The organism is Streptomyces carpinensis (genome assembly GCF_002154505.1).
GTDB lineage: Bacteria > Actinomycetota > Actinomycetes > Streptomycetales > Streptomycetaceae > Streptomyces > Streptomyces carpinensis.
In genome coordinates this window covers 92,444-117,398 of the sequence record NZ_MUBM01000266.1, presented here as the reverse complement: position 1 = coordinate 117,398, position 24,955 = coordinate 92,444, and the positions used below count along the sequence as shown (strand labels likewise).

The following is a 24,955-nucleotide window of genomic DNA, read 5'->3' as shown; positions in this document are numbered from 1 at the left end:
CGTGCCGCGGTGGACGCGGGCTGGTACCCGCACACCAACCAGGTCGGCCAGACCGGCAAGAGCGTCTCGCCGCAGCTGTACATCGCCAACGGCATCTCCGGAGCGATCCAGCACCGGGCCGGCATGCAGACCTCCAAGACGATCGTCGCGGTCAACAAGGACCCCGAGGCCCCGATCTTCGACCTGGTCGACTACGGCGTCGTCGGCGACCTGTTCGACGTCGTCCCCCAGCTCACCGAGGAGATCAAGACCCGCAAGGGCTGACACTTCGACCGCGCGGGCCCCCTACCCCGCCAGGTCGGCATCGTCGGCGTGCCGATGGCTTCGGCACGCTCGACCTGTGATTCCTGTCGAACCGGGCTCTGGCACGGGGGTAGGTCACAGCAGGTGCGGGGGCGGGACCACGAGTACCACGGCGAGAAGCGGCGGCCGAAGTCGGGGAAGTGCTTGGGTTTTGAACCATCCGCCTGACGGCAATGCGTGACGGCGGGCGGTGCCTGGGGTGGGCTCGCCCAGCTCGGCTGGATCGATGCCGAGGTTGGCCAGGTCGACGATCTGATCGGCGAGGGCCTTCACCTCGTCGCGGACGGTCTTCGGGTAGCTGTCCTCGTCCTCGGCGTGGAACGCGTAGTCCCATGCCCAAAGGTCGTCGGTCACAGGGCCGCCCCGGCGGTAGGGATGCCAGCCTCGGCGGCGGCCGCCATGCGGATGCGGCTGATTTCGGCGGCGATGTCGCGTGCCTCACCCAGATCGGCGACCTTCCCGGCGCCGGCCTCCAGCGCTCGAAGGCGGGCGGCGATCTCCGGGTGCCGGGCAATGGCCACCTCGACGGCCCACGCCTCCGTAAATGCGCGCAGGGGTACTGCGGACACCTCGCTGCGGGCACGGGCGGTACTGGCCGCGCGGTCGCGGTCGAAGTCGGGAAGCAGGTGCGGGGCCACCTGCGCCAGAGCGGCGCGCACTGCCTCTGGCTGTACGGGCGGCTGCGGGACGGCGGACGGCTGCTGTGCGGGCTGGCTCATGCTGCGCTGCTTCCTTCTGCTGCCTTGGCCTTGTGGGCGGCCACGAGCGTGGACACGTGCTGCGGGGTCCAGTCGAGGTGCCGGGCGACGGCGGAGGCGCCGCCCCAGCCCAGTTCGTCGGCGATGCGCCCGGCGGTCTCGCGGTAGTGCGCGGCGGCCGTCTCGGCAGCCTGCTTGGCGGCGTCCAGCTCCCGCTTCTGCGCGGCGGTGAGGGCGGCTCGTGTGCCGCGCGTCGTGCCATCAGTCATGCCAACCAGCGTGCATGTCAGCGGGCCGAAATTTCAAGTCACCTTGTAATTGGGGGGTGACTGAAACAATGATCAAAAATAAAAAGCCAGGTCAAACTAAGTGCGAGCCGGATCTCTGAGGGGGAGACGGCTCGTACTCTTCAGCTCCAGGCAGTCGATCGTGATCCGCGAGCCGGCCGACCGCACGGCATCGAGCGCGTCCCGCAGAAGTCCGGCCGGGACCACGACGTTGACCCGCAGGGGCTCGGTGTCAAGGTCGCCGCCTTCGAGTCCAGCTGACCGGCTTCGGACAGGCGAACGACTTACTGCCCGCCGGCAAAAGCGATCCGGTGGCCTTCGCCGGAAGCGTCGCCGCCTGGCAGCGGGCGACGGGCATGGCGGCCGTGTCGCTGGACGACCTCAACTTCAACGAGGTGCACGACTGCTTCACCATCGCCGAGCTCGTACTCTACGAGGTCATCGGCCGAGAGCGCGGACCTGCCCTGTCGGTAGTCAGGCCGTCGGAGCCCCGGTCGCGACGGCCTTCTGACCGGTGTGGCTGCGAGTGCCGAAGCAGGCCGACAGTCCGCGTCGTGCCCGCCCCGGCCCGATCCCGGTGGCAGCCGGCAGACAGCCACAACCCACCCCAACTCCGCAACCTGGGCCTTCCGTAAGTCTCGTGCCCCATCGCCGCAAGACTCTTTTTCGCGGCTTCGAGCCGGTGTAATACTGAGCACCCCGTTCAGTAATAGAGGTCTCATGATGGAACAACAGGAAGCTGGGCTGATCTCCCTCCCTGTTCGGCGGGCCGCCGATGATGACCCCGGGCTGGGATTCGCCACCGTGGACGAGGCGATCGCCGCTGTCGCGGCAGGCCGGATGGTCGTGGTGGTCGACTCGCCCGACCGTGAGAACGAAGGCGATCTGGTGATGGCGGCCGACTGCGTGACGCCGGAGTCGGTCAACTTCATGGCCACTCACGGGCGCGGACTGATCTGTGTGTCGCTCACTCAGGAGCGGCTGTGTGAGTTGCGGATCCCCGCCATGGTGCAGGACGTCTCCGATCCGCTGCGAACTGCCTTTCACGTCAGTGTCGACCACCGGATCCGCACCTCGACGGGGATCTCGGCGCGCGATCGCGCGGCCACGATCATGGCCCTCGTCGACCCGTGCGCACGGCCGGACGACTTCACCCGGCCCGGACACATGTTTCCACTGGCCAGTCGGCCCGGAGGAGTGCTCACCCGGGCCGGGCACACCGAGGCGTCGGTCGATCTGGCCACGCTGGCCGGCCGCGCCCAGGCGGGAGTGATCTGCGAGATCGCCACCCCTGACGGGGAGATGGCGCGGCTGCCGTTCCTCAGGCGATTCGCCTCCGAGCATGGACTGCTCGTCATTTCGATCAGTGACCTGATCGCGTATCGGAAGAAGCAGCAGCACTGCGTCGTGCGAACGGGGGAGGCGCTCCTGCCGCTGGAGGCCGGCACCTTCCGCGCCGTCGCCTACCGCAACGAGCACCGCGGCGTAGAGCATCTCGTCCTGCACTACGGCGACTTGACCCGCCGTACGGCACCCCTGGTGCGGGTGCACTCCGAATGCATGACCGGCGATCTCTTCGGCTCGCGCCGCTGCGACTGCGGGCAGCAGCTGGATCTCGCCCTGCGCCGCATCGTCAACGAGGGCGCGGGTGCGCTGATCTACCTGCGCGGCCACGAGGGCCGCGGCATCGGCCTGGGTGAGAAGCTGCGCGCCTACCAGTTGCAGGATCGCGGGCTTGACACCGTCGAGGCCAATCGCGCGCTCGGGCTGCCCGTCGATGCACGGGACTACGCCGATGCCGCGCAGATTCTCGACGACATCGGCGTCACCCGCCTGCGGTTGCTGACCAACAATCCGTACAAGCAGCTCGGTCTGACGGAACTCGGCATAGCCGTGACCGAGTTGGTGCCGATACAGGTGCGGGCCAACCGCGACAACGCTCGCTACCTCAAGACCAAGCGCACCAAGCTGGGACACCTCTTGGACGAGATCGAATTACCGGTCGGCGTCTTCTGACATTTTCCTTCCGGCCTCCTGCCCGCCCTGCGCGAACTTGCCGCCTACGTGATCCGGCGTGCTGCGCGGCTTTGATGCGCCCTCAGATGAGGTGCCTGGCCGGCCCGCAATCAGGTGGGGCATTCGGCGGCCCGGCAAAGCTGCCGGGCCGCCGAACGAGTGACTGCGAGACCCCGCATGCCGTCACCGTGGACGGCCTCCGCGTCAGCCGGCCAGGAATGCCTCGATCGAGGCGAGTACGGGGGCCGGGAACTCGTTGAGCATGCCGTGGCTGCCGCGGGGCAGGACGGTCAGGCGGGAACGGGGGATCCGCTCGGCCATCTCCACCGCCTGGCTGGGCGGGGTGAGAATGTCCTCGGCGCCGACCAGCACGAGCGTGGGCGTGGTGATCGTGTGCAGCTCGGCACGCCGGTCGAAGGTGCGGATCGCCTGCGCCTGGGCGGCGAACCCCGCGTCGCTCGTGGGCTCCGGATCCTCGCTCGCCAGCTTCAGCGCGCCGTACGCGGCGGAGTGGTCGACCAGCGTGTACGGCGTGAATCCCCACGGAATGCCGGCGGCGGCGAGGGTGATGGCGTCCGCCCCCGCCGCGCGCAGCGCCAGCAGGCCGTCGAGCCATGCGTGCTGGACGTCGGTGTAGGCCGGCAGCGTGCTGAGGAGTACGGCCTTGCTGACCGCATCCGGGTGGTCGATCAGCAGTGACTGGAGGATCACCCCGCCCATGGACCAGCCCACGGCCGGAACTGGACCGACGCCGAGATGCGCGATCAGTGCCGCCGTGTCGTCCGACATCTGCTCGATGGTGTAGGGCCCTTCGGGTACGTCGCTCTGGCCGGTGCCCCGGTTGTCGAAGGTGATGCAGGTGTAGCGCTCACACAGCTCGGGCAGCACCGCGGCCCAGGCGTTGCGGTTCGCGCCGAGCCCCGAGATGAGCAGCAGCTCGGGCCCGCTCCCGGTGATCTCATAGTGCAGCTTGACGCCTGCCGAATCGAACTCTGCCATGCCTACTCCTTGATCGGTCCATGCCCATCCAAGGCGTGAAACTAATGGTTGGTCGTACGGGCGGATCCCACTTCGGGTCGCTCTGTGCCTGCGCTTTTGCCCTGACTACGGGGAACTAGGGGGAGACATTGGTGCGCGACTGTTGACGCGTATCCCGGCCAATAGCCACACTAACTTCCGTTCGTTCGCCTGACCAGAGGAGATCGAGATGGGTAACCTTGTGAGAAGAGGCAAACGGGTGCTCCTCGGTCCCGTAGCCGGTGTGATGGCCCTCGGAGTCCTGGCCGGTTGCTCGGCCGCGGCGGACACGGGCGGCGGCGGATCGGACTCCGATGCCACCGCCGCCGTGAAGGCGGCCGACGCTCAGCTGGCGATCGCGCGGAAGGGGCGGATGACGCAACCGCCGTCCGCGCCCAATCCCGCTGTGAAGGGCAAGAAGGTCTGGATCATCCAATCCACCGCGGCCGGGCCCTCGGTGAGCATCCCCGCGCTGGCCGCACAAGAGGCCGGCAAGGCACTCGGCTGGAAGACGACCCTCTACGACGCCAAGGGCGATCCCGGCAACTACACCAAGGGTGTCAGCGATGCGATAGCCAACGGCGCGGACGGAATCGTGCTCGTTGCCATCGACTGCACGTACGTGAAGAACCAGCTCCAGCAGGCCAAGTCCCGGGGTATCGCGGTCAGCGAGGTGTACGCCTTCGACTGCGCGGACACCAACCCCGGATCCCCCCGCCTGTTCAGCGCCGATCTCAGCTTCGGCAAGCGCTGGAAGAGCCTGCTGGACGCCTGGCAGCAGTGGGGGTCCGACACCGCGGCGTGGATCATCTCGGCCACCAAGGGCCGGGCCCGGCCGCTGGTGCTGCACAACGAGCAGATCGCCGTCCTGATCAGCTATCAGAAGGGCTTCGAGGAACGGATGGCGCAGTGCAAGACGTGCAAGACGGTGAACGTCTCCTGGGACGCGACCACATCGGGCACGCCGGCCGCGCTGGCGGCGCTGATCAAGAATGCCTCCCTGCAGCATCCCGAGATCAACTCGTCGATGTTCGGGTCGACGGTGACCTCCGGCTACAACCAGGCGATTCTGTCGCTCGGCGCGAAGGCCAAGCAGGTCAAGGTGATCGCCGGTCTCGGACTGCCCGACGAGTTCAATCTGATCAAGGCTGACCGGGGACTCAACGCCACGACCGCCTGGCCGCAGGAGTGGATCGGGTACGCCGCGATGGACTCGATCAACAGCGTCCTGGCCGGCCGGCCCAGGCGGGACGAGGGGATCGGCTGGCAGATCATCGACAACACCAATCCCGACCAGATGCCGCAGGGCAAGAGCATCTGGCAGGGCAGCGACGACTTCCGGTCCGTCTACCGCAAGTCCTGGGGCGTCTCATGAGTGCGACGGCACTCACCGACGACGCTCCGATCGCGCTCTCGGTGGCCGGGGCCTCCAAGAACTTCGGCGCGACCCAGGCCCTGCGTTCGGTGCGGCTCGAACTGCGGGCCGGCGAGGTGCACGCCCTGATCGGCGGCAACGGCTGCGGCAAGTCGACGCTCATCAAGTGCCTGGCGGGCGTGCACCAGGCCGATGCGGGCACGCTGACGGTCAACGGCACCGAGTACGACCTGGCCGACCAGAGCCCGGACCGCGCCCGTGACGCCGGGCTCCGCTTCGTGCACCAGGACCCGGGCATCTTCCCCGCGTTGTCGCTCACCGAGAACCTCTCGCTCGGCCGGCGTTTCGAGGGCAGCTCACGGCGCATCAAATGGCGGGCCGCGCATCAGCGGGCCCGCGAGGTGCTGCGCCGGTTCGGCATCGAGCACGATCCGCGCACGCCCGCGGCCGCGCTGTCGGTCCCGCAACGGGCCATGCTCGCCATCGCGCGGGCGCTCCAGGACCAGGAGTCCGAGCACGGCGGCGTCCTCGTCCTGGACGAGCCTACGGCCGCGCTGCCGGCGCCCGAAGTGCAGGTGCTGCTCGGCTGGATCCGCAGGCTGGCCCAGCAGGGACACGCCATCCTCATCGTGACACACCGTCTCGACGAGGTGCGCGAGGTAGCCGACCGGGTCACCGCGTTCCGTGACGGACGCTATGTCAACACGATCGACGGCGCGGGGCTGACCGAGGGCATGCTCGTCGAGCTGATCCTGGGCCGCAAACTGGACCAGGCGGCCAGCGTCGCCTCGCCGACGGCGTCGTCCGGCGATCATGTGGTCGAGGTGCGCGACCTGAGCGGCGGACCGCTGGCGGACGTCAGTTTCGATGTGGCGGCCGGTGAGGTCCTCGGTATCGCGGGCCTGCTCGGTTCCGGCCGTACGGAGTTGCTTCAGCTGATCTACGGCCTGCTGCCCAGGCGGGCCGGCACGGTGACCTATCTCGGGGAACCGACTCATGCGCTCAGTCCCAGCAAGGCGTGCCGCAAAGGAATGGCGTTCGTTCCCGAGGACCGTGCCGCCGAGGCGGTCTTCCCCGCCGGCACCGTCCTGGAGAACCTCGTCCAGGGACACGAGCACCGGTATTTCAGAAGGCTGTGGTTGCGTGACCGCGTGGAACGCGCCGAGGCGCTGCGGGACATCCAGCGGTTCAACATCCGGACATCGGGCCCCACGGCCTATATCGAGAGCCTGTCGGGCGGGAATCAGCAGAAGGTGATCCTCGCCCGGTGGCTTCGGCAACGGCCCCGGCTGCTCCTGCTGGACGAACCCACCCAGGGCGTCGACGTGGGAGCCCGCGACGAGATCTACAAGCTCATCGCGCTGGCGGCCGATCAGGGCTGCGCCGTCGTCGTGGTCAGTTCGGAGTTCGAGGAACTGGCGCAGATCTGCGGGCGGGTGCTCGTGCTGTCCCACGGCAGGATCGTCACCGAGATGCGGCAGCCCATGAACGCACACGAGATTCTCGAAGCGTCGATCGGACCGAGGGAGGTCACGGTATGAAGAGGTTCGGGGACAGCCTCCGACTGCTGGAAAAGTACGGACTCGCGCTTCTGCTGGTCGTCGTCATCGCATTCTTCACGCTGGACCCGGCGACCCCGCAGTTCGCCTCGATCGCCAATATCAAGTCGGTGCTGAGCAATGAGACCCTGACCGGCATCATCGCCTTGGCGAGTATCTTCCCGTTGGTGGGCGGGCAGTTCGATCTCTCGCTCGGCCCCGCCATGGGCCTGAGTTCGCTGATCTGCGCCGGCGTGATGTCGAAGATGGACCTGCCGCTGTGGGTCGCCGTGATCGCCGCCATTCTGACCGGCATGCTGGTGGGCGCGGTGAACGGCCTGGCCGTCACCAAGATCAAGGTCTCCTCGATCGTGACCACGCTCGGCATGACGAGCATCATCGCCGCGTTGGTCACCTGGTACACCGGCGGAAATTCCATCATCGACGGTGTGTCGCCGGCGTTGACCGACCTCGGCACCGGCGAATGGCTCGGGATCCCCTGCCCGCTGTACTTCCTCGCGGTGGTGGCGCTCATCTCCTGGTACCTGCTCCAGCACACGCCATGGGGACGCTCCCTGCAGGGCGTCGGCGCCAATCCGCGCGCGGCCGAGATCGTGGGCCTCCCGGTCAACCGCCTGACGCTGCAGAGCTTCGTACTCGGCGGCGCCCTCGCGGGCATCGGCGGGGTGCTCCTGCTCGCGGTGTCCGGTTCGGGCAACCCGTCCGTCGGACCCGGCTATCTGCTGCCGGCGCTCGCGGCGGCACTGCTCGGCGCCACGACGATCAATCCGGGCCGGTTCAACGTGCCGGGAACGCTCGTCGCCGTCTACTTCCTGGCCGCGACGGTCAGTGGCCTGACCTTCCTCGGCGCGAAGCCATGGGTGTCGAGCATGTTCAACGGCGTCGCACTCATCGTGGCCGTCGGCATCTCCGTCTGGTCCGGCCTCGGCCGCCAGAACATGGGCAAGGGCGATGGCGGCGAGGACGACGTGGATCCCGCGGCGTCCGCCGGCAGTGGCCCGAACAAGGGGGCGGTGACCACGTCGGTCAGCTGACCGCTCTCTCGCTCGACGCATCAACAGATCCCCCACTCGACGCAGAAGAGGACTGACATGGGCTCTCTGGAAGGCAAGGTGGCCGTCATCACCGGCGGTGCGAGCGGAATCGGGCGGGCGTGTGCCGTGCGCTTCGCCGAGGAGGGAGCCGACATCGTCATCGGCGACCTCGCCGACGGCACGGCCAGTGCCAAGCTGGTCGAGCAGACGGGGCGACGGGCCGTGTGCGTCCGGACCGACACGACCAGCGAGGCGGACTGCGACGCCCTTGTCCGACGTGCCGTCGAGGAGTTCGGGCACGTCGACGTCGGCGTGGCGGCGGCCGGTGTCGCCACCGCCGCCGGGCCGAGCAACGTCCAGACACGTCAGACCGAGACCGACGCCGGCTTCGTGGTCGGTCTGCCGACGGACGACTTCCGCCGTGTGCTCGAAGTGAATCTCATCGGCGTGATGATGACCGACCGGGCGCTGGCCCGGCAGATGCTCGCGCAGGGGACGGGCGGTTCGATCATCAATATCGCCTCCTCCGCCGCCAGGATCCCGCTGGCCGGTGCGGCGCCGTACTGCACGTCGAAGGCCGGCGTCTGGATGCTGACGAAGGTGATGGGCCTCGAACTGGCTCAGCGCGGCGTCCGGGTCAACGCGGTGGGGCCCGGCTACACCGAAACGCCGATGATCGAGGGCATCGAGGACCACGCCGAGGCGTACGCGTCCGCGATGAGCATCACCCCGATGAACCGGCTGGGCAGGCCCTCCGAGATAGCCGAGGCCTGTCTGTTCCTGGCCGGCGAGTCCGGGTCGTTCTTCACCGGCGAGATCCTTCACCCGGCCGGCGGACAGTTCACCGGCTGACGGCGGCCCCGGTCGTACGTGCGAGCGCATGCGTGGCTCCTGACGCGTATGCGCTCACACGTGTGCCCGTCGTTCGTCGACGCACGAGGACGGGCCCAGCGCAGAGGGGTTCACCACCCACCTGCACCGCCGCTACTAGCAGTCGTTAGCGACCTCGACCCTACGCTGGCTGACGCCCTTGCGTGACGTGTCAACCAACCTCCGCTTGTACTGTACATCTGCTACCCTGAAGTGAGGCTAATGACCATTAGTTAGTGATTGACCTGCCCGAGCGAGGAGGTCCTGTGTCCATCGAACTGGCCCCTGATCCCGAGGTCGCCGACCTCGCCGAGCGCACGGCGGCGTTCGTGCGCGACGCCGTCATTCCGGTCGAGGAGGAATACGCCGGCGTCACCGCGAGGGCGGGCGACGCGGCACGTGCCCGGCTGCAGCAGGACGCCAAGGACGCCGGGGTGTTCGCTCCGCACGTCTCCTCGGAGTTCGGCGGCCACGGGCTGGACATGCGGGCTCGCGCCGTGGTCTTCGAGGAGGCCGGCTACTCGCTGTTCGGCCCGCTGGCGCTGAACTGCGCCGCCCCGGACGAGGGCAACATGCACCTGCTGGAGCACGTCGCGACGCAGGAGCAGAAGGAGCGGTACCTGCGCCCGCTGGCGGCCGGCACGGTCCGCTCCTGCTTCGCGATGACCGAGCCGGCACCGGGCGCGGGCTCGGACCCGGCGGCCCTGTCGACGCTGGCGAGGCGCGTACCGGGTGGCTGGCGGATCGACGGCCGGAAGTGGTTCATCACCGGCGCCGACGGAGCGGCGTACGCCATCTGCATGGCCCGTACCTCCGGCGAACCGGGCGACCGCGGCGGGGCGACGATGTTCCTGGTCGACGCCTCCGATCCCCGGATGAAGGTGATCCGCCACATCGAGACGCTCGACGAGAGCCTGTTCGGCGGGCACTGCGAAGTCGTGTTCGACGGATGCGTCGTCCCCGACGAGGCGGTGCTCGGCGAGGTCGACAAGGGTTTCGCGTACGCCCAGGTGCGCCTCGGCCCGGCCCGCATGACCCACTGCATGCGCTGGCTGGGCATCGCCCGCCGCGCCCAGGACATCGCCGTGGCCCGGACCGCCGACCGCCGGCTGTTCGGCTCTCGCCTGGCCGAATTGGGCATGGCCCAGCAGATGATCGCCGACAACGAGATCGACATCGCCGCCTCCCGCGGACTGATACGGCAGGCATGCCAGGAACTCGACCAGGGCCGCTCGGCCGCCCAGGCCACCGCCATGGCCAAGACGTTCACCGCCGAAGCGGTCTGGCGGGTCGTGGATCGCTCGGTGCAGATGTGCGGGGCGCTGGGCGTCTCCGGCGATGCGCTGCTGTCCCGCTTCCTGCGCGAGGTCCGCGCCTTCCGCATCTACGACGGGCCGTCCGAGACCCACCGCTGGGCGATCGCCAGACGTGTCGTCAGCCGCCACCTCGACGGCTCCCGCCGGTCCGGCGCATGAGTGCGTACGGAGGAAGTCCGGAGGGGCTGGACATCGCCGCCCTGCACAGGTTCTTCGAGGGCGCGGTGAACGGCACCGCCGGGCCGCTGCACGCCGAGCTGCTGCACGGCGGTCGGTCCAACCTCACCTACCGCGTGACCGACGGCAGGTCCACCTGGGTGGTCCGCAGGCCGCCGCTCGGTGGCCTCACCCCCTCCGCCCACGACATCGGCCGCGAGTTCCGCGTCGCGGCGGCTCTGTGGGGCAGCGGTGTCCCCGTGGCCAGGACGGTGGCGCTGTGCGAGGACGCGTCGGTGATCGGCACGCCTTTCTCGGTCGTGGAGCACGTACCCGGCCAGGTCGTCCGTACCCAGGCCGAACTCGAGCGCCTGTCGCCGGCCGAGACGCTGCGCTGCGGTCACGCGCTGATCGACGTGCTCGCCAGGCTCCACGCCGTACCCCACCGGGCCGTCGGTCTGGGCGACTTCGGGCGCCCGGCGGGCTACCTGTTCCGGCAGGTGAGGAGGTGGTGTGACCAGTGGGAGCGGGTCAGCACCAGACCGGTGGCCGACGTCGAGACGCTGCACGCCCGGCTGGCCGCCGGGGTGCCGGCCGAGAGCGGCGCCTCGATCGTGCACGGTGACTACCGCATCGACAACGCCATCCTGGACCCCGCCGAGCCGTCCGAGGTGCGCGCGCTGGTGGACTGGGAGATGGCCACCGTCGGCGATCCGCTCGCCGACCTCGCCCTGCACCTGGTCTACCGGGATCCGGCCTTCGATCCCGTGCTCGGCGGCTCGGCGGCCTCCACCAGCCACCGGCTGCCGCACGTCCGGGACCTCGCCGAGCACTACGCCCGCGTCACCGGACGCGACCTCACCCGGCTGGGCTTCTACCTCGGTCTGGGCTACTTCAAGATCGCCGTCATCGCCGAGGGCATTCACGCCCGGCATCGCCAGGGCCTCACCCTCGGTGACGGCTTCGAGACCGTCGGGCAGGCGGTTCCGCTGCTGGCGGCCGCCGGACTGCGCGCGCTGAAGGGAAAGGAAGCCCTGCTGTGACCCCCACCCACGCCGGCCGTCCGGCCGCGCTCGTCACCGGCGCCTCGCGCGGCATCGGCCTGGGCGTCGCCCTCCGGCTCGCGGCGGCCGGATACGACCTGACGGTGTCCGCCAGGGACGCCGCACGCCTGGAGAAGTCCGCGGGCGCGCTCGCCGAGGGGGGCGGGCGCGTCCACCCGGTACCCGCCGACATGACCGTCGAGGACGACGTACGACGCCTCGCCGCGGAGCACGCGCAGCACCACGGCAGGCTCGACGTGCTCGTGATGGCAGCGGGCGTGGGCAGCGCCGGCTCGCTCGAACAGACCACGGCGAAGCGCTACGACATGCAGTTCGCCGTCAATGTGCGGGCGCCCTTCGTACTGCTTCAGCACAGCCTGCCGCTGCTGCGCGAGACCGCCGCGATGCACCCCGAGCGCGGCGCGAAGGTCATCGCCCTGTCCTCCATCACGGGCGTCGCCGCCGAACCGGACCTCGCCGCCTACGGCGCCGCCAAGGCGGCGCTCATCTCCCTGTGCCGGTCCGTGAACACCGAAGCGTCGGCGCAGGGCGTCTGCGCGACCGCGATCTGTCCGGGATACGTCGACACCGACATGTCCGCACATGTGCGGGAGCGGATCGATCCCGCGCGGATGATCCGGGTCGAGGACGTGGCCGAACTGGCGCTGTCCGTCACCCGGCTCTCGGCCTGCGCCGTGGTCCCGGAGATCGTGGTCACCCGCCCCGGCGAACAGCTCTGGCGGGCCTGAGTCGGCGGGCGATCCGGCCCGTGGACGGGCCGGATCGCCCGCCCCAAGGCACCTCGGCCGTCCCGCTCAGGACCTCTCGAGCCCCACGAGGGACAGGACGTTGGCGACCAGCATGCGGCGGAAGTCCTCGCTCACGTGGCCGTGCGGCACCCGCAGGATGGCCTCGGCGAAGATGCCGCCGACCATCATCCGGGCGACCACTCCGGCGTCGACGTCGGGCCGGGCCTCGCCGCGCTCCTGGGCCTCGCGGATGACCCTCTCGGGGATGGCATGGGCGGGCTCGATGATGTTCTGGCGTGCCCAGTCCCACATCTCCGGGTCGGTCAGGCTGGTCACCGACAACTGGTAGTACGCACTGAGCGCTCCGTCGGCCGCGAAGGACGCGGCGAAGATGTCGGCGAGGGTGGCCAGGTCCTCGGTGAGTACTCCGGTCAGCTCCGGTGCGGCGGGATTGTGGCCGGCCAGCAGCGCGGCCTTGATCAGGTCCTCACGCCGGGCCCAGCGCAGGTACATGGTGTTCCGGGCGACCCCGGCCCGCCGGGCCACCGCGTGGAAGTTGAAGCGGGCGATGCCGTTCTCGGCCACCTCGCGCCGGGCTTCCTCCAGGATGAGGTCGTCGATCGCGCGGTCACGCGGCCTTCCCGGGCCACGGGATCCCGCGGCGGAGTTCGTGGTGGACGGGCGAGCCATGGACGGCATGCTACTACCCATGCGGCCGGCTCCCGGCTGAACGGTCGTTCGCCATGGGACTGCCTGGTGTACTACCATAAGTATGTGTCGTCACAATCTGCTGCTAACGCTCGCAAGTTGCCCCGGCCGGCGCCAGCCGGGCGTGCCGGCGACATCATGGACGCCGCGCTGACACTGTTCGCCGAGCGTGGATACCTCGGGACCAGCATGCGCGACATCGCCTCGCAGCTGGGTATGCGGGCGCCCAGCCTGTACAACCATCTGGAGTCCAAGCAAGAGCTGCTCCAGGACATCATGCTGCGAACGATGGAGGACCTGTTCGCCGACCACCGCGCGGCGATTGCCACCACCAACGACGTGGCCGAGCAGCTGCGCCGGGCCATGGAGGCGCACGTCCGCTACCACGCGCGCCATCCACGTGAGGTGCGCATCGGCAACGCCGAGATCTGGAACCTGGAGCAGCCCGCCCAGGACCGGGTCCGCAAGCTGCGCCGCGACTACGCCCGCTCGTGGCAGGACGTCATCAACCGAGGCGTGGACGAGGGCCGGTTCCAGACGCCGTCGCCACAGCTGGCCAGCTACGCAATGCTGGAGATGGGCATCGGCATCTCGCTCTGGTACCACGAGGGCGGTCGGCTCTCCGAGTCCCAACTCGCCTACTACTACGGAGACATGGCGCTGCGGCTGGTGTCCGCCGAGTCCGGCTGAACGAAGGGCGACGCGGCCGGACCGGTACAGCCGGCCCGGCCGCCTCGCGGTGACGGCCACCCCCCGAGGGACCCCCCGATCCCGTCAGCCGCCGCCGCTGGTGGTCATGCCGCCGCCGTCGATGCGCAGCGTCTCACCCGTCATGAAGGCCGACTCCTGCGACGCCAGGTAGACGACGAGGTTCGCGATGTCCTCGGGCTCACCGACCCGCGGCGTCGCGATGGACGGCAGTGTCTGCTGCGGCAGGTCCGGCACCGCGTCCAGCAGCTGCTGGGTGCGGATGACGCCGGGCGCGATGGCGTTGCAGCGCACTCCGTCCTTGCCGTGCTGGGCCGCGACGTAGCGGGTCAGGCCCACGACGGCGGCCTTGGTCGTGCCGTACGCGGTCAGTGCCTTGCTGCCGCTCAGTCCGCCGACCGAGGCCATGTTGATGATGGATCCACCGCCGCCGGCCACCATGTGCGGCAGGGCGAACTTGCAGGCCAGGAAGATGCTGCGGACGTTCGTGGCGAACGCGCGGTCCCACATCTCCACGCTCGTGCTCAGCACCGATCCGTCGGTGAACCACGCGTCCGGACCGACGAGCGCGGCGTTGTTGTGCAGGATGTCGATGCGGCCGTGGCGCCTCATCGTGAAGTCGACAAGCTCGGCGATGGATTCCTGCTTCGTCGCGTCGAACTGGAACGGCGTGGCGGCCTCGCCGATCTTCTCGGCGGTCTGCTTCGCGCCGTCGAGATTCAGGTCCGCGATGACGACCTGTGCCCCTTCCTTGGCCAGCGCCTGCGCGGTCGCGCGGCCGATGCCCGCCGCGCTGCCGGTGACGATGGCGATCCTGCCCGCTACCCGACCCATGCGATCCTCCTTCTCCGCTGAGCTCACGCGCTCAGGAACTTCTCGACGGTGGCGATGAATTCGTCTTCCTGCTCGATGAAGGGGTAGTGCCCGGCGTCCGCGATGACCGCGAGCTCGCACTGCGGGATGAGCCGGACGAACTCCTTGGCGTAGGCCGTCGGCACCAGCCCGTCGGACGCGCCGTTCACGACGAGGGACCGCGCCCGCACGTAGGGCAGCCGGCGGCGCAGGCCCCGGTCGGCGATCGGCCACATGAACTTCGTCGCGGTGGCGAGATTCTGGGCCTGGAAGAAGATCTCGCCGTGCGGATCTTCGGGGTCGGGGACGAAGATGGTCGGCTCGGGGTTCGGGATGGCTGCCGGGTCGTGCCATTTCGCCGCCTTGACCTCGTCGGCGGCGCCGAACGGGTCCTGCGCCGGCTGGTCGTCCAGCCACAGCCCGAACGCGTCGACGAGCACCAGCTTGCCGATGATCTCGGGGCTGAGAGCGGCGAGTTCGGCGGCGACCATGCCCCCGGTCGAGTGACCGATGACGTCGATGCGCTCGACCCCCAGGGAGCGCACCAGTTCCCGGTAGAACAGGGCGAGGTCGAAGATGTCCTGCACGTGCTCGAAGCCGGTCGAGTTGCCGTAGCCGGGCTGCTCCGGCGCGTAGACGGTGTGCGACGCCGCGAGCCGCTGCAGGAAGGGCGCGCCGCCGGGATGGCGCTCGTAACCGTGCAGGAACAGCACGGGACTGCCGCTGCCGGCCGTCCAGAGATTGACGTCGAAGGTTCCGACGTTGGCGATGTCGAGCGTGCGCATGCGTCCTCCTCAGTTCGCGGGAACGGTGATCTTGGGTGCGCCGGCCGCGACGCGCTGCTGACTGACCGCGGGTGTCCAGCGGTCCTCGAAGTCCGTGAACAGATCGCGCAGATGAGGGGCGACCTGGCGGCCGAACAGCTCGTTGTTCTTGGCTGCGGTCTCCTCGGGCAGGTTGCCCATGTGCATGCAGGTGATGAGCTGGCCGACGTGCAGTTCGGTGGCGAGTGTCTCGAGGCGCTGCCGGACCCGTTCCGGCGTGCCGGCGACGATGAAGCCGAGCTCGTCGGCCTCCCAGAAGCTCAGTTCGCCGTTGGCGGCTCGCTGCCGTACGTCGGCACCGATGCCCCGCTGGCGGCGCAGGCCTTCGCGCTGCGACGCGATGGTCATGTAGCCCGGCGGCGTGGCGTAGTGCAGCGGTGCCTTCTGCCGGGTGAAGAAGTAGTTGACGGCCTCGGCGTAGTCGCGCTCCGCCTCCTTGTCGCTGTCGGCGACGCAGATGAGCTGGGTGAATGCCATGCGGAACGGATTGATCTCGAAGCCGCGCTCCTGCACGCGGTCCCAGAAGCCCTGGACGATGGGGCGCGCGTTGTCGAGCCCGAAGAAGGACAGGTAGCCGTAGCAGTAGTCCTCGTCGAGCACCAGGTCCCAGGTCTCCAGACTGCCCGAGCCGGGCACCCAGATCGGTGGCCGCCCCTGGACGGGCCGCGGCAGGACGTTGACGTAACGCAGCTTGTTGTACTTGCCGTTGAACGCGAACGGCTCGTCCGCGGTCCAGGCGCGGGTGATCAGGTCGCGTGCCTCGTGGAAGCGGTCGCGCAGCTCGGCGGGGGAGATGCCGTAGGCGAAGGCGGTGTCCATCGGCGTGCCGAAGACGAATCCGGCGATCACCCGGCCGTCGGACAGGCAGTCGAGGTAGGCCATCTCCTCGGCCACCCGATTGGGCGGGTTGTACAGCGCCAGCGAGTCACCGATGATCAGGATCGCGGCGTTCTCTGTGGTGCCCGCCAGACTTGCGGCCAGCAGGTTCGGTGACGGAGTCATCGCGAACGTCGTCTGGTGGTGTTCGTTGACGGCCAGGCCGTCCCAGCCGAGCGTGTCGGCCTGCTGCATCAACCGGATGAACATCTTGTAGTGCTCGCCGACCTTGCGCGAGTCCACCAGGTCCATGGGCAGGTCGACGGCCGACGAGGGGTTCTTCTGCGGCAGCCGCTCGGGCAGGTCGTTGTAGGTGGCTTCGGCGAACCAATGGAACTTCATGAGGGCTCCGGTTCAGGTGTGAGGTGGCGGTGCGGGTCAGAATTCCGGGCCGAGCCCGCCGATGGGGGGCATGCCGGAGTGCGCCCAGAGCCCGCCGTCGGCCACCAGGTGGGAGCCGGTGATGAACCCGGCCTCGTCGGAGGCGAGGAACAGCACGGCCGCGGCGATCTCCTCGGGCTTGCCGTAGCGGCCCATCGGGATCGCGTCGCGGATGTCCTCCCAGATGCCGGGAGCCTGCTCGTGCAGCTGACCGATGGGCGGCGTGGCGATGGGGCCGGGGCACACCGCGTTGCAGCGGATGCCCTTGCGGGCGTACTCGATGCCGGTGACCCGGGACAGGTTCACCACGCCCGCCTTGAGCACGTTGTAGGCGCCGATGCCGTAGTCGGCGGCGACGCCGGACACCGAGGCGGTGTTGACGATGGCGCCCTTGCCCTGGGCGAGCATGGGCTTGAGGGCGAGTTTGATCGCGTACCAGTACGCGGTGAGGCTGATGTCCAGTGACTTGCGGAAGCCGTCCAGGCTGAGGTCGCCGATACGGCCGGACTCGAACCACACGTGGTTGTTGTGGAGGATGTCCAGGCGGCCGAACGTGTCGGTGGTGAAGGTGACGACCCGTTCGAGCTCCTCGGGGTTCGATGCGTCGGCGTGCTGGAACTCGACCGTTCCGCCGGTGCGTTCGATGGCGTCGGCCACTTCCTTGCCGCCGTCGGCGTTGATGTCGACGATGACCACCTTGGCGCCTTCGCGGGCGAACGCCTCGGCGGTCGCCCGGCCGATGCCCGAGCCGGCGCCGGTGATCAGCGCAACCTTGTTCTGCAGCCGCATGGCCGCTCCCTTCCCGAATCCGATGTGGTGGGTGGTTGTCGAAGGTCAGGCCGGGACCGGACCGCTGCCGGCCTGGATCGCGGTGTCCGCGGGCGGCGGCGTCCCGGCGGTGCCGCCGCCGTCGACGGTGATGACCTGGCCGTTGATGTACGCGGCGTCCTCGCTGGCGAGGAAGGCCACCACGTTGCCGATGTCGGTGCCCTGGCCGGCGCGCGTGTAGGGCAGTTGGGCCACCGCGGCCTCGGTGACGCCGGGCACGTTCTCCAGCACCTGCTCGGTGAGCACGGCACCGGGCGCGATGCAGTTGGTCCGGACGTTGTGCCGGCCGTACTGCGCGGCCAGGTACTTGGTCATGGTGGCGACCCCGGCCTTCGAGATGCCGTAGGCGACGAGAGTCGGACCGCCGCTGAACGCCGCGATCGACGCCATGTTGACGATCGCGCCGCCACCGCCGGCGATCATGTGCGGCAGCGCCCGCTTCGCCGCGACGTAGCCGCTGCGCAGGTTCACGCGCAACGTCAGGTCGAACCAGTCCAGTTCGGTGTCGAGCACGGTGGTGTCGCGGGTCCACGCCTGTGCCGTGATCGCCGCGTTGTTGTGCAGAACGTCCAGTCGGCCGTGCCGGGCGATCACCTCGTCGACGAGATGCTCGACGGATGCCGTGTCGGCCGCGTCGTACGTGACGGCGGAGGCGGCGTCGCCGAGGCGCTTGGCCGTCTCCTCCACCAGATCGCCGCGGATGTCGCCGAGCACCACCTGGGCGCCGTGACCGACGAGCACCTCGGCGGTGGCGGCACCGATGCCTGCCGCGGCTCCGGTGACCAATGCGACCTTGCCGGACAACTTTCCCATCGCGGAACCTCGCTTCGGGCCGTTCTTCTCTTCGGGGCTTTCGTGTACGGTGAAAACTAACGACTAGTAGTTCGTCAGCGCAATAGTTCGGTCGAGCGGCCGCATCCCGCCTCTGGCGGATCGGGTCCGCACCGTCCTTAGAGGAGATCTCCGTGATCAAGCTGACCGTGCTCTACGAACAGCCCGCCGACACCGACGCGTTCGACAAGCACTACCTCCAGACGCACACCCCGCTGGTGAGGGCGCTGCCCGGACTGGACCGTTTCGAGGTGGCGCTCACACTGCCGGACGCGGACGGCGCGCCCGCCCCGTACCACCTGATCGCCGAGTTGTACTTCCCCGACGCGCAGGCCATGCAGACCGCGATGGCCTCCCCGCAGGGCGCCGCACTGGCAGCCGACGTACCCAACCTCACCAGCACGAAGTCGGTCTCGATGCTGAGTGAGGTCAGCTGAATGGAACTGCGTCAGTCAGCGGTGCGGGTCGCGCCCGAACTGGTCGCGCCCGAGGACTTCACCGCCCTGAAGGTCGTGGTCCAGGGCGATCGCGACGAGGCGCTGCGGCGGCTTCGCCGGGCCGGCGTCACGGGTGGCGCCGAGCACGTTTGGATCCCCGCCGAGCTGCTGCGGACGCTGGCGGGCCGCGCCGTGGACCCGGGCTGGGAGGCCTCGCTGTCCAGGATGATCGCCTACGCGCTGGGGCGCGGCTGGTACGACGAAGAGCGGGGGGCTATCCGGGCGCACCTCGAGTACCTGTGAGCCGGACCCGCATGCCTAGATAGCAAACTAATGCTCGTTTGTGTCGCTCGGATCAACCGGTGGACACGGCGGCACCCAACGCATCGAAGGGACAGAGATGAAATTCCACTGGTTCGCGCAGCAGTTCCACACCCAACTGCCGGAGGACTACGGCGACACGGTGCGCAGCGCCTGGGTCACCCCACCCGCGTCCTACGCCGACCCGCGTCAGGTCGGCGAGGAGTACCACATGTACCTGCGCCTGATGCAGCAGGCCGACAAGCTGGGCTGGGACTCGCTGCTGCTGAACGAGCACCACCAGACCTCGCTGGCGATGACGCCGTCCCCCAACCTGCTCGCCGCCGTGCTCGCCGCCACCACGGAGAACTCCGCGATCGCGCTGTGCGGCAACTCCCTCGCGCTGTACAACCCGCCGATCCGGGTCGCGGAGGAGATCGCCATGCTCGACTGCCTCTCCGGCGGCCGGGTCATCGCCGGCATCGTCTTCGGCACGCCGATGGACAGCGCGTTCTCCTACGGCGTCCCGCCGATCGAGCTGCGCGAGCGCTTCCACGAGGCGCGCGAGCTCGTACACCGTGCCTGGAAGGCCAAGGAACCCTTCGCCTTCAACGGCAAGTACAACCAGCTGCGTTACGTCAACCCGTGGCCGCGGCCCGTCCAGAGCGAGCTGCCCATATGGATCCCCGGCAGCGGCAGCGTCGAGACCTGGTCGGTCGTCAACGAACTCGACTACTGCTACGGCTACCTGTCCTTCTCGGGCAAGCAGAGCGCGACCCCGATCGTCAACGGCTTCTGGGACTACACAGAGTCCACCGGCGGCAACATGAACCCCAACCGGATGGCCTTCACCCAGGTCATCTGCTGCGCCGACACCGACAGGGAGGCCGAGGAGCAGTACTACGACGCCGTCCGCTACTTCTACCGGCAGAACCCTGTCGCGCCGGAGTTCGGCAACCCACCCGGCTACACCACCCCGGAGTCCCTGCGCGCCATGCTGAGCCGGGAGAGGACCATCTCCGCCGAGGAACGCGAGAAGGCGAACAAGGGCGAGCTGAGCTTCTGGGACTACGACCGGCTCGGATACATCATCGCCGGCACGCCGGAGCGGGTCGAACAGCGGGTGCGCGAACTCGTCACCGACCTGCGCATCGGCCAGCTCATCACCTGCATGCACGTCGGCAACCTGCCCGAGGAGGTGGCGGCGAAGAACAACTACCTCTTCGGCACGCGCGTCGCCCCGAAGCTGCGCGACATCTGGGCGGAGCACGAGGACCGGTGGACGCCGAAGGTGAGCCAGGAGCGGGTGGCGGCTCTGCAGCTGACCGACCAGCCGGCCTGAGAGGCGCCGATGACCACCACGGAGAGCACCACAGCCGTCGACCCCCGGTGGTTCCGCCAGGTTCTCGGCACCTACCCGACCGGTGTCTGCGTGATCAGCGCCGTCCACCCGGACGGCACCCCGGTCGGCATGGCGGTCGGGTCGTTCACCTCGGTGTCGCTCGATCCGCCGCTGGTGGGGTTCCTGCCGGACCACTCGTCGACATCCTGGCCGAAGATCCGCGCGGCGGGACGGTTCTGCGTCAACATTCTCGGCGCCGACCAGGAGCACGTCTGCCGTGCCTTCGCGTCGAAGGCGCCGAACAAGTTCGCCGGACTGGGGTGGCGACCCACTCCGACCGGACTGCCGGTCCTGGACGGCGTCGTCGGCTGGATCGAGTGCGATCTGGACGCCGTGCACACCGCAGGCGACCACGACATCGTGATCGGGCGCGTCAGGGAGATGAGCCTCGGCAACCCCACCATGCCCCTGGTCTTCTTCGAGGGCGGCTACGGCCGGTTCGAGCCGTCTTCCCGGGCAGCCGCCGACGCCGACCTCTTCGACGTGCTGCGCAACGTGGACCCCGGACGGCCGGCGATGGAACGCATCGCACGGGAGATGTCCGTCGAGTGCGTGGCCGGAGCGATCGTCGGCGACGAGATCGTGCACGTGGCCAGCGCGGGGACCCCGCCCGGGGGCCGGCCCGCCGTCCGCGTCGGGATGCGCTCCCCACTCGCGCCTCCGCTGGGCATGAGCTGGCTGCCCTGGGCCGACGAGTCGGATGTGCGGCGCTGGCTGGCCCAGGCACCGACACCGCTCAGCCCCGGGCAGGCCGAAGCCTGGCGCGCCGCCCTCGACCGGGTGCGCGACCGCGGCTTCTGGGTCCGGCTCGGCGGCCCGAGCCAACGCGAGTTCGACGCCAGGATCAAGCGGTTGTCCACCATCGCAGACGTCCGGTGGCGGCGCAGCGTCTTCCACGACCTGTTCGAGCCCGAACCGACCATCGAGTACGGGCAGCCCGAACTCGGCCCGGACACCGTGTACGAGGTCCGCGCGATGAGCGCGCCGGTGTTCGACCCGGGCGGCCGCGCCCGCTACGCGCTGATCCTGTTCGGATTCACGCCCCGCATGTCCGGCGCCGAGATCGACCACTGCGCGAGACGGCTGCGGGCAGCCTGCGATGCCGCGGGCGAGGGGCTGCGTGCCCTGCCGTGATCACCCATGGAGGACCTTGATGCTGCCACCGACCGGGCAGGCCCTCACCGTACTGGAGGCGCTGCACTCCACGCCGGCCCGCCGCTACCTCGCCCCCGATCCGATCCCCGAGGACGTGCTCTGGGCGGTCCTGGACGCGGCCATCCGGGGCCCGTCCGGTGGCAACGCCCAGCAGTGGGGCTGGGTCGTGGTGACCGATCAGGACATCAAGAACCGCGTCGCGGCCTGGTACCGCGACAACTGGCAGGCCGCCTACGGCCGGCACCGCGAGCGGATCCTGGCCTTGCCGGCCGGTCAGGACGGGCTCAGCCCACGGGGTTTCCTCGGCGCGGAGCATCTCGCGCACCACATCGAGGAGGCCCCGGTGTGGGTCTTCCCGGTGCTGCGCCATGCGGCGGACGCAACAGACCCCCGAGTCGGCGCGTCCATCTACGGTGCGGTGCAGCAACTCTGCCTCGCCGCACGCGCCTACGGTCTCGGCACTTCGCTCACCACGCTCTACGGTGGGCACGAGGACGAGCTGCGTGACCTGCTCGGCTTGCCGCCCGACGCGCTGACCATGGCCCTGATCCCGATGGGCCGCCCCGCCAGGGGACGGTGGGCGCAACCCAGGCGCAAGCCCGTCGAAGACGTCGTGCACTTCAACCGCTGGGGCGCGACCCGCGCCCGATCGGAGGGCCGGAACCGATGACCGAACCACAGTGGCCGCCTGCTTCGACCCTGTCGTACGACCCGCTCACCCCTGTCTCCTACCTGGACCGGGCCGCGGCGGCGCACGGAGAGCGGACCGCCGTCGTGGACGGCGACCGGCGCTGGTCGTACACGGAGTTCCACGACCGCTGCCGCCGGCTGGCCGGTGTACTGGCACCACTGGCGCAGGGCCGGCCGGTCGCGGTGCTGGCGCCGAACACGCACGTGCTGCTGGAGGCGAGCTTCGGCGTGCCATGGGCGGGTGTGCCGCTGGTGGCCGTCAACACCCGGCTGTCGGCCGGCGAGGTCGCCTACATCCTGCGGCACTGCGAGGCGTCGGTGCTGGTGCACGATCCGCTCTTCGACGACCTGGTCGACGCGGCGGTCGCCGAACTGTCCAGGCCCCCGCACCGGATCCGTGCGGGGGAGCAGTACGAGCGACTGCTGGCCGACGCGACACCCACCGCGATCCGCCCGCAGGACGAACGGTCGTTGCTGTCCATCAACTACACGTCCGGGACGACCGGACGCCCCAAGGGCGTGATGTACCACCATCGCGGCGCGTATCTGCAGTCACTGGCGATGGTGGGCCACACCGGGCTGTCGCCTTCCGCGGTGCACCTGTGGACCCTGCCGATGTTCCACTGCAACGGCTGGTGCTTCCCGTGGGCGGTGACCGCGGCGGCGGGCACGCACGTATGCCTGCCGAAGGTCGATCCGACAGAGGTGTGGCGGCTGTTGCGCACGGAGGGAGTGACGCACCTGGAGGGTGCTCCGACGGTGCTGTCGATGCTCGCCCACGCGCCGGACGCGTCCCCGCTGGCGCAGACGGTGAAGGTCGCGACGGGCGGCGCGCCGCCGGCGCCGGCGATCCTGCGCCGGATGGGGGAACTCGGGTTCGAGGTCACGCACCTGTACGGGCTGACCGAGACGTTCGGACCGGCCATGATCTGCGACTGGCGCCCGGAGTGGAACGCCCTCGAAGACCGGGTCAGGGCCCGTCTCAAGGCGCGCCAGGGTGTCGGCAACATGATCTCGTGCACGGTGCGCGTGATCGACGGGGACGGTTTGGACGTTCCCGCCGACGGGACGTCGGTGGGTGAGATCTCGTTGCGCGGCAACAACGTCATGCTCGGCTACTACAAGGACGAGGAGGCCACGAAGAAGGCCGCACCGGACGGCTGGTTCCGCACCGGCGACCTCGGTGTCGTGCATCCGGACGGGTACGTCGAGCTGCGCGATCGCAGCAAGGACGTGATCATCTCCGGCGGGGAGAACGTCGCGTCGGTCGAGGTCGAGCAGGTCATCGCCGAACATCCGGCCGTCACCGAGGTCGCCGTCATCGCGGTACCCGACGAGCGCTGGGGGGAGGTGCCTGCGGCGTACGTGAGCCTGCTGGACGGCGCCGAGGTCACCGAGGCCGAGATCATCGAGTTCGTCCGGGCCAGGCTGGCCCGCTTCAAGGCGCCCAAGCACGTGGTGTTCGGGGAGCTGCCCAAGACCTCCACCGGCAAGATCCAGAAGTTCGTCCTGCGCGACCGGGCCTGGGTCGGGGCGGAACGCAGGATTCAGTAGCGCGCCGTGCGAACCCCGCCCCCTGACACGTCAGGGGGCGGAGCTTTCACATGCCGCGTGGGCCGGCTCGGGGAGTCAGTTGCGGTAGGAGTAGAAGCCGTGACCGCTCTTGCGGCCCAGGCGGCCTGCGGCGACCATGCGCTGGAGCAGTGGCGGAGCCGCGTAGAGCGGCTCCTTGAACTCCTCGTACATCGACTCGGCGATGGATCGGGCGGTGTCCAGGCCGATGAGGTCGAGCAGTCGCAGCGGTCCCATGGGGTGGGCGCAGCCGAGTTCCATGCCGCGGTCGATGTCCTCCGCGCGCGCCCTTCCCGACTCGAGCATGCGGATGGCGGCGAGAAGGTAGGGCACCAGCAGGGCGTTGACCACGAAGCCGGACCGGTCGGGGGCCTGGACGACTGCCTTGCCCAGTTGCCGGGTGGCGAAGTCGCGGACCCGGGCCAGGGTGTCGGCACTGGTGGTGAGGGCGGGGATCACCTCGACGAGCTTCTGGACCGGAACAGGGTTGAAGAAGTGCAGTCCCACGACGTGGGAGGCCCGGCCGGTGGCCACGGCGAGGTCGACGACGGGGATGGAGGAGGTGTTCGTGGCGAGGATGGCGTCCGGGGAGACCACGACCTTGTCCAGTTGGCGGAAGACCTCCAATTTGACCTCGCGGCTCTCGGCGACGGCCTCGATGACGATCTGCCGGTCGGCCAGCTCGTTCAGGTCGTCGGTGAAGGAGAGGCGGGCCAGGGCCCGGTCCCGCTCGGCCGCGGTGAGCTTGTCGTGCCGCAGGCCGCGCTCCAGGGAGGCGGTGATGCGGTCGCGGCCGGCGGCGGCCCGGTCCGGGGTCGACTCGGCGACGATCACCTCGAGGCCGTGCAGTGCGGCGACCTCGGCGATACCGGAGCCCATGAGGCCGCAGCCGACGATGCCGAGACGGGAGACGGGTTCCATGCGGGACCTTTCGTGGTCGGGAGGGTGGTGGCGGCCGTATCCGCGGC

The 24,955-nt window shown here is 69.4% G+C and carries 27 protein-coding genes; 16 read left to right on the top strand and 11 right to left on the bottom strand.

The window, feature by feature from the left end:
- Window positions 1-264 (top strand): electron transfer flavoprotein subunit alpha/FixB family protein (locus BZY54_RS32175; RefSeq protein ID WP_143668165.1); only part of this gene is annotated, 264 nt, incomplete at its 5' end.
- A 114-nt stretch (window positions 265-378) separates the two neighbouring features.
- Here BZY54_RS32175 and BZY54_RS32170 read toward each other — a convergent pair.
- The 3 genes from BZY54_RS32170 to BZY54_RS32160 are packed head-to-tail and all read right to left on the bottom strand — an operon-like array spanning window position 379 to window position 1,270.
- Window positions 379-657 (bottom strand): hypothetical protein, encoded by a 279-nt coding sequence (locus tag BZY54_RS32170; protein ID WP_086728843.1) that lies wholly within the window; start codon window positions 655-657, stop codon window positions 379-381.
- Window positions 654-1,022, bottom strand: coding sequence for a hypothetical protein (locus tag BZY54_RS32165; protein WP_086728842.1), 369 nt, complete (start codon window positions 1,020-1,022; stop codon window positions 654-656). The genes BZY54_RS32170 and BZY54_RS32165 overlap by 4 nt, the downstream gene beginning before the upstream one ends.
- Window positions 1,019-1,270: a hypothetical protein gene (locus BZY54_RS32160; RefSeq protein WP_086728841.1), complete on the bottom strand. Its 252-nt coding sequence runs from the start codon at window positions 1,268-1,270 to the stop codon at window positions 1,019-1,021. The genes BZY54_RS32165 and BZY54_RS32160 overlap by 4 nt, the downstream gene beginning before the upstream one ends.
- Window positions 1,271-2,032: 762 nt before the next feature.
- On the opposite strand from BZY54_RS32160, the gene BZY54_RS32150 reads away from it, so the two are divergent.
- Entirely contained in the window at window positions 2,033-3,304 is a 1,272-nt protein-coding gene (locus BZY54_RS32150; protein WP_425276338.1) for a bifunctional 3,4-dihydroxy-2-butanone-4-phosphate synthase/GTP cyclohydrolase II, read from the top strand.
- A gap of 204 nt (window positions 3,305-3,508) precedes the next feature.
- Here BZY54_RS32150 and BZY54_RS32145 read toward each other — a convergent pair whose 3' ends face one another.
- Window positions 3,509-4,303, bottom strand: coding sequence for an alpha/beta fold hydrolase (locus BZY54_RS32145; protein ID WP_086728840.1), 795 nt, complete (start codon window positions 4,301-4,303; stop codon window positions 3,509-3,511).
- A gap of 208 nt (window positions 4,304-4,511) precedes the next feature.
- Between BZY54_RS32145 and BZY54_RS32140 the strand changes: the two genes are divergently transcribed.
- The 7 genes from BZY54_RS32140 (at window position 4,512) to BZY54_RS32110 (ending at window position 12,423) form a co-directional block, all read left to right on the top strand.
- Window positions 4,512-5,696 (top strand): substrate-binding domain-containing protein, encoded by a 1,185-nt coding sequence (locus BZY54_RS32140; RefSeq protein WP_086728839.1) that lies wholly within the window; start codon window positions 4,512-4,514, stop codon window positions 5,694-5,696.
- Entirely contained in the window at window positions 5,693-7,237 is a 1,545-nt protein-coding gene (locus BZY54_RS32135; protein ID WP_086728838.1) for a sugar ABC transporter ATP-binding protein, read from the top strand. The genes BZY54_RS32140 and BZY54_RS32135 overlap by 4 nt, the downstream gene beginning before the upstream one ends.
- Window positions 7,234-8,289, top strand: a complete 1,056-nt coding sequence (locus BZY54_RS32130) for an ABC transporter permease (protein ID WP_086728837.1) — start codon at window positions 7,234-7,236, stop codon at window positions 8,287-8,289. Before BZY54_RS32135 ends, BZY54_RS32130 begins: the two co-directional genes overlap by 4 nt.
- A gap of 57 nt (window positions 8,290-8,346) precedes the next feature.
- Window positions 8,347-9,141 (top strand): SDR family NAD(P)-dependent oxidoreductase, encoded by a 795-nt coding sequence (locus BZY54_RS32125; protein WP_086728836.1) that lies wholly within the window; start codon window positions 8,347-8,349, stop codon window positions 9,139-9,141.
- 284 nt (window positions 9,142-9,425) lie between these two features.
- Window positions 9,426-10,634, top strand: a complete 1,209-nt coding sequence (locus BZY54_RS32120) for an acyl-CoA dehydrogenase family protein (protein WP_425276336.1) — start codon at window positions 9,426-9,428, stop codon at window positions 10,632-10,634.
- Window positions 10,631-11,674, top strand: coding sequence for a phosphotransferase family protein (locus tag BZY54_RS32115; protein WP_086728835.1), 1,044 nt, complete (start codon window positions 10,631-10,633; stop codon window positions 11,672-11,674). The genes BZY54_RS32120 and BZY54_RS32115 overlap by 4 nt, the downstream gene beginning before the upstream one ends.
- Window positions 11,671-12,423 (top strand): SDR family NAD(P)-dependent oxidoreductase, encoded by a 753-nt coding sequence (locus tag BZY54_RS32110; RefSeq protein WP_086728834.1) that lies wholly within the window; start codon window positions 11,671-11,673, stop codon window positions 12,421-12,423. Before BZY54_RS32115 ends, BZY54_RS32110 begins: the two co-directional genes overlap by 4 nt.
- A 66-nt stretch (window positions 12,424-12,489) precedes the next feature.
- Here the strand turns inward: BZY54_RS32110 and BZY54_RS32105 are convergent, their stop codons facing one another.
- On the bottom strand, window positions 12,490-13,113 hold the full coding sequence (locus tag BZY54_RS32105; RefSeq protein WP_158103953.1) for a TetR/AcrR family transcriptional regulator: 624 nt from the start codon (window positions 13,111-13,113) through the stop codon (window positions 12,490-12,492).
- Between the two features lie 156 nt (window positions 13,114-13,269).
- Between BZY54_RS32105 and BZY54_RS32100 the strand changes: the two genes are divergently transcribed.
- Window positions 13,270-13,821: a TetR/AcrR family transcriptional regulator gene (locus tag BZY54_RS32100; protein WP_086728832.1), complete on the top strand. Its 552-nt coding sequence runs from the start codon at window positions 13,270-13,272 to the stop codon at window positions 13,819-13,821.
- Window positions 13,822-13,905: 84 nt separating this feature from the next.
- Here the strand turns inward: BZY54_RS32100 and BZY54_RS32095 are convergent, their stop codons facing one another.
- From BZY54_RS32095 to BZY54_RS32075, 5 genes are read right to left on the bottom strand one after another with little or no spacing between them, the layout of a single operon-like run.
- The gene (locus tag BZY54_RS32095) at window positions 13,906-14,673 is read right to left on the bottom strand and encodes an SDR family NAD(P)-dependent oxidoreductase (RefSeq protein WP_086728831.1); all 768 of its coding nucleotides are present in this window, start codon (window positions 14,671-14,673) and stop codon (window positions 13,906-13,908) included.
- A 23-nt stretch (window positions 14,674-14,696) separates the two neighbouring features.
- Window positions 14,697-15,476 carry an alpha/beta fold hydrolase gene (locus tag BZY54_RS32090; RefSeq protein ID WP_086728830.1) on the bottom strand — a complete coding sequence of 260 codons (780 nt, stop codon included), beginning with the start codon at window positions 15,474-15,476 and terminating at the stop codon, window positions 14,697-14,699.
- Window positions 15,477-15,485: 9 nt separating this feature from the next.
- The gene (locus BZY54_RS32085; protein ID WP_086728829.1) at window positions 15,486-16,733 is read right to left on the bottom strand and encodes an LLM class flavin-dependent oxidoreductase; all 1,248 of its coding nucleotides are present in this window, start codon (window positions 16,731-16,733) and stop codon (window positions 15,486-15,488) included.
- Window positions 16,734-16,769: 36 nt separating this feature from the next.
- On the bottom strand, window positions 16,770-17,561 hold the full coding sequence (locus BZY54_RS32080) for an SDR family NAD(P)-dependent oxidoreductase (protein ID WP_086728828.1): 792 nt from the start codon (window positions 17,559-17,561) through the stop codon (window positions 16,770-16,772).
- A 45-nt stretch (window positions 17,562-17,606) separates the two neighbouring features.
- Window positions 17,607-18,413, bottom strand: a complete 807-nt coding sequence (locus BZY54_RS32075) for an SDR family NAD(P)-dependent oxidoreductase (RefSeq protein WP_086728827.1) — start codon at window positions 18,411-18,413, stop codon at window positions 17,607-17,609.
- A 152-nt stretch (window positions 18,414-18,565) separates the two neighbouring features.
- Between BZY54_RS32075 and BZY54_RS32070 the strand changes: the two genes are divergently transcribed.
- The 6 genes from BZY54_RS32070 (at window position 18,566) to BZY54_RS32045 (ending at window position 23,969) form a co-directional block, all read left to right on the top strand.
- Window positions 18,566-18,868, top strand: a complete 303-nt coding sequence (locus BZY54_RS32070) for an EthD family reductase (RefSeq protein ID WP_086728826.1) — start codon at window positions 18,566-18,568, stop codon at window positions 18,866-18,868.
- Window positions 18,869-19,171, top strand: a complete 303-nt coding sequence (locus tag BZY54_RS32065) for a hypothetical protein (protein ID WP_086728825.1) — start codon at window positions 18,869-18,871, stop codon at window positions 19,169-19,171. It begins immediately after the preceding gene.
- A 97-nt stretch (window positions 19,172-19,268) separates the two neighbouring features.
- Window positions 19,269-20,510, top strand: a complete 1,242-nt coding sequence (locus BZY54_RS32060) for an LLM class flavin-dependent oxidoreductase (RefSeq protein ID WP_086728824.1) — start codon at window positions 19,269-19,271, stop codon at window positions 20,508-20,510.
- Window positions 20,511-20,519: 9 nt separating this feature from the next.
- A complete protein-coding gene (locus BZY54_RS32055; protein ID WP_086728823.1) occupies window positions 20,520-21,704 on the top strand; it encodes a flavin reductase in 1,185 nt (394 codons plus the stop codon).
- Window positions 21,705-21,723: 19 nt separating this feature from the next.
- Window positions 21,724-22,395: a nitroreductase family protein gene (locus BZY54_RS32050; RefSeq protein WP_086728822.1), complete on the top strand. Its 672-nt coding sequence runs from the start codon at window positions 21,724-21,726 to the stop codon at window positions 22,393-22,395.
- Entirely contained in the window at window positions 22,392-23,969 is a 1,578-nt protein-coding gene (locus BZY54_RS32045) for an acyl--CoA ligase family protein (RefSeq protein WP_086728821.1), read from the top strand. The genes BZY54_RS32050 and BZY54_RS32045 overlap by 4 nt, the downstream gene beginning before the upstream one ends.
- Window positions 23,970-24,044: 75 nt before the next feature.
- On the opposite strand, the gene BZY54_RS32040 is transcribed toward BZY54_RS32045, so the two are convergent.
- A complete protein-coding gene (locus tag BZY54_RS32040; protein ID WP_086728820.1) occupies window positions 24,045-24,908 on the bottom strand; it encodes a 3-hydroxybutyryl-CoA dehydrogenase in 864 nt (287 codons plus the stop codon).
- Between the last annotated feature and the right edge of the window lie 47 nt (window positions 24,909-24,955).

Coding starts and splice junctions, on each gene's coding strand:
- BZY54_RS32090 (WP_086728830.1), bottom strand. CDS start 15,476: ATGCGCACGCTCGACATCGCCAACGTCGGAACCTTCGACGTCAATCTC.
- BZY54_RS32105 (WP_158103953.1), bottom strand. CDS start 13,113: ATGGCTCGCCCGTCCACCACGAACTCCGCCGCGGGATCCCGTGGCCCG.
- BZY54_RS32050 (WP_086728822.1), top strand. CDS start 21,724: ATGCTGCCACCGACCGGGCAGGCCCTCACCGTACTGGAGGCGCTGCAC.
- BZY54_RS32065 (WP_086728825.1), top strand. CDS start 18,869: ATGGAACTGCGTCAGTCAGCGGTGCGGGTCGCGCCCGAACTGGTCGCG.
- BZY54_RS32115 (WP_086728835.1), top strand. CDS start 10,631: ATGAGTGCGTACGGAGGAAGTCCGGAGGGGCTGGACATCGCCGCCCTG.
- BZY54_RS32060 (WP_086728824.1), top strand. CDS start 19,269: ATGAAATTCCACTGGTTCGCGCAGCAGTTCCACACCCAACTGCCGGAG.
- BZY54_RS32055 (WP_086728823.1), top strand. CDS start 20,520: ATGACCACCACGGAGAGCACCACAGCCGTCGACCCCCGGTGGTTCCGC.
- BZY54_RS32085 (WP_086728829.1), bottom strand. CDS start 16,733: ATGAAGTTCCATTGGTTCGCCGAAGCCACCTACAACGACCTGCCCGAG.
- BZY54_RS32040 (WP_086728820.1), bottom strand. CDS start 24,908: ATGGAACCCGTCTCCCGTCTCGGCATCGTCGGCTGCGGCCTCATGGGC.
- BZY54_RS32165 (WP_086728842.1), bottom strand. CDS start 1,022: ATGAGCCAGCCCGCACAGCAGCCGTCCGCCGTCCCGCAGCCGCCCGTA.
- BZY54_RS32100 (WP_086728832.1), top strand. CDS start 13,270: ATGGACGCCGCGCTGACACTGTTCGCCGAGCGTGGATACCTCGGGACC.
- BZY54_RS32135 (WP_086728838.1), top strand. CDS start 5,693: ATGAGTGCGACGGCACTCACCGACGACGCTCCGATCGCGCTCTCGGTG.
- BZY54_RS32125 (WP_086728836.1), top strand. CDS start 8,347: ATGGGCTCTCTGGAAGGCAAGGTGGCCGTCATCACCGGCGGTGCGAGC.
- BZY54_RS32080 (WP_086728828.1), bottom strand. CDS start 17,561: ATGCGGCTGCAGAACAAGGTTGCGCTGATCACCGGCGCCGGCTCGGGC.
- BZY54_RS32045 (WP_086728821.1), top strand. CDS start 22,392: ATGACCGAACCACAGTGGCCGCCTGCTTCGACCCTGTCGTACGACCCG.
- BZY54_RS32075 (WP_086728827.1), bottom strand. CDS start 18,413: ATGGGAAAGTTGTCCGGCAAGGTCGCATTGGTCACCGGAGCCGCGGCA.
- BZY54_RS32140 (WP_086728839.1), top strand. CDS start 4,512: ATGGGTAACCTTGTGAGAAGAGGCAAACGGGTGCTCCTCGGTCCCGTA.
- BZY54_RS32160 (WP_086728841.1), bottom strand. CDS start 1,270: ATGACTGATGGCACGACGCGCGGCACACGAGCCGCCCTCACCGCCGCG.
- BZY54_RS32095 (WP_086728831.1), bottom strand. CDS start 14,673: ATGGGTCGGGTAGCGGGCAGGATCGCCATCGTCACCGGCAGCGCGGCG.
- BZY54_RS32130 (WP_086728837.1), top strand. CDS start 7,234: ATGAAGAGGTTCGGGGACAGCCTCCGACTGCTGGAAAAGTACGGACTC.
- BZY54_RS32145 (WP_086728840.1), bottom strand. CDS start 4,303: ATGGCAGAGTTCGATTCGGCAGGCGTCAAGCTGCACTATGAGATCACC.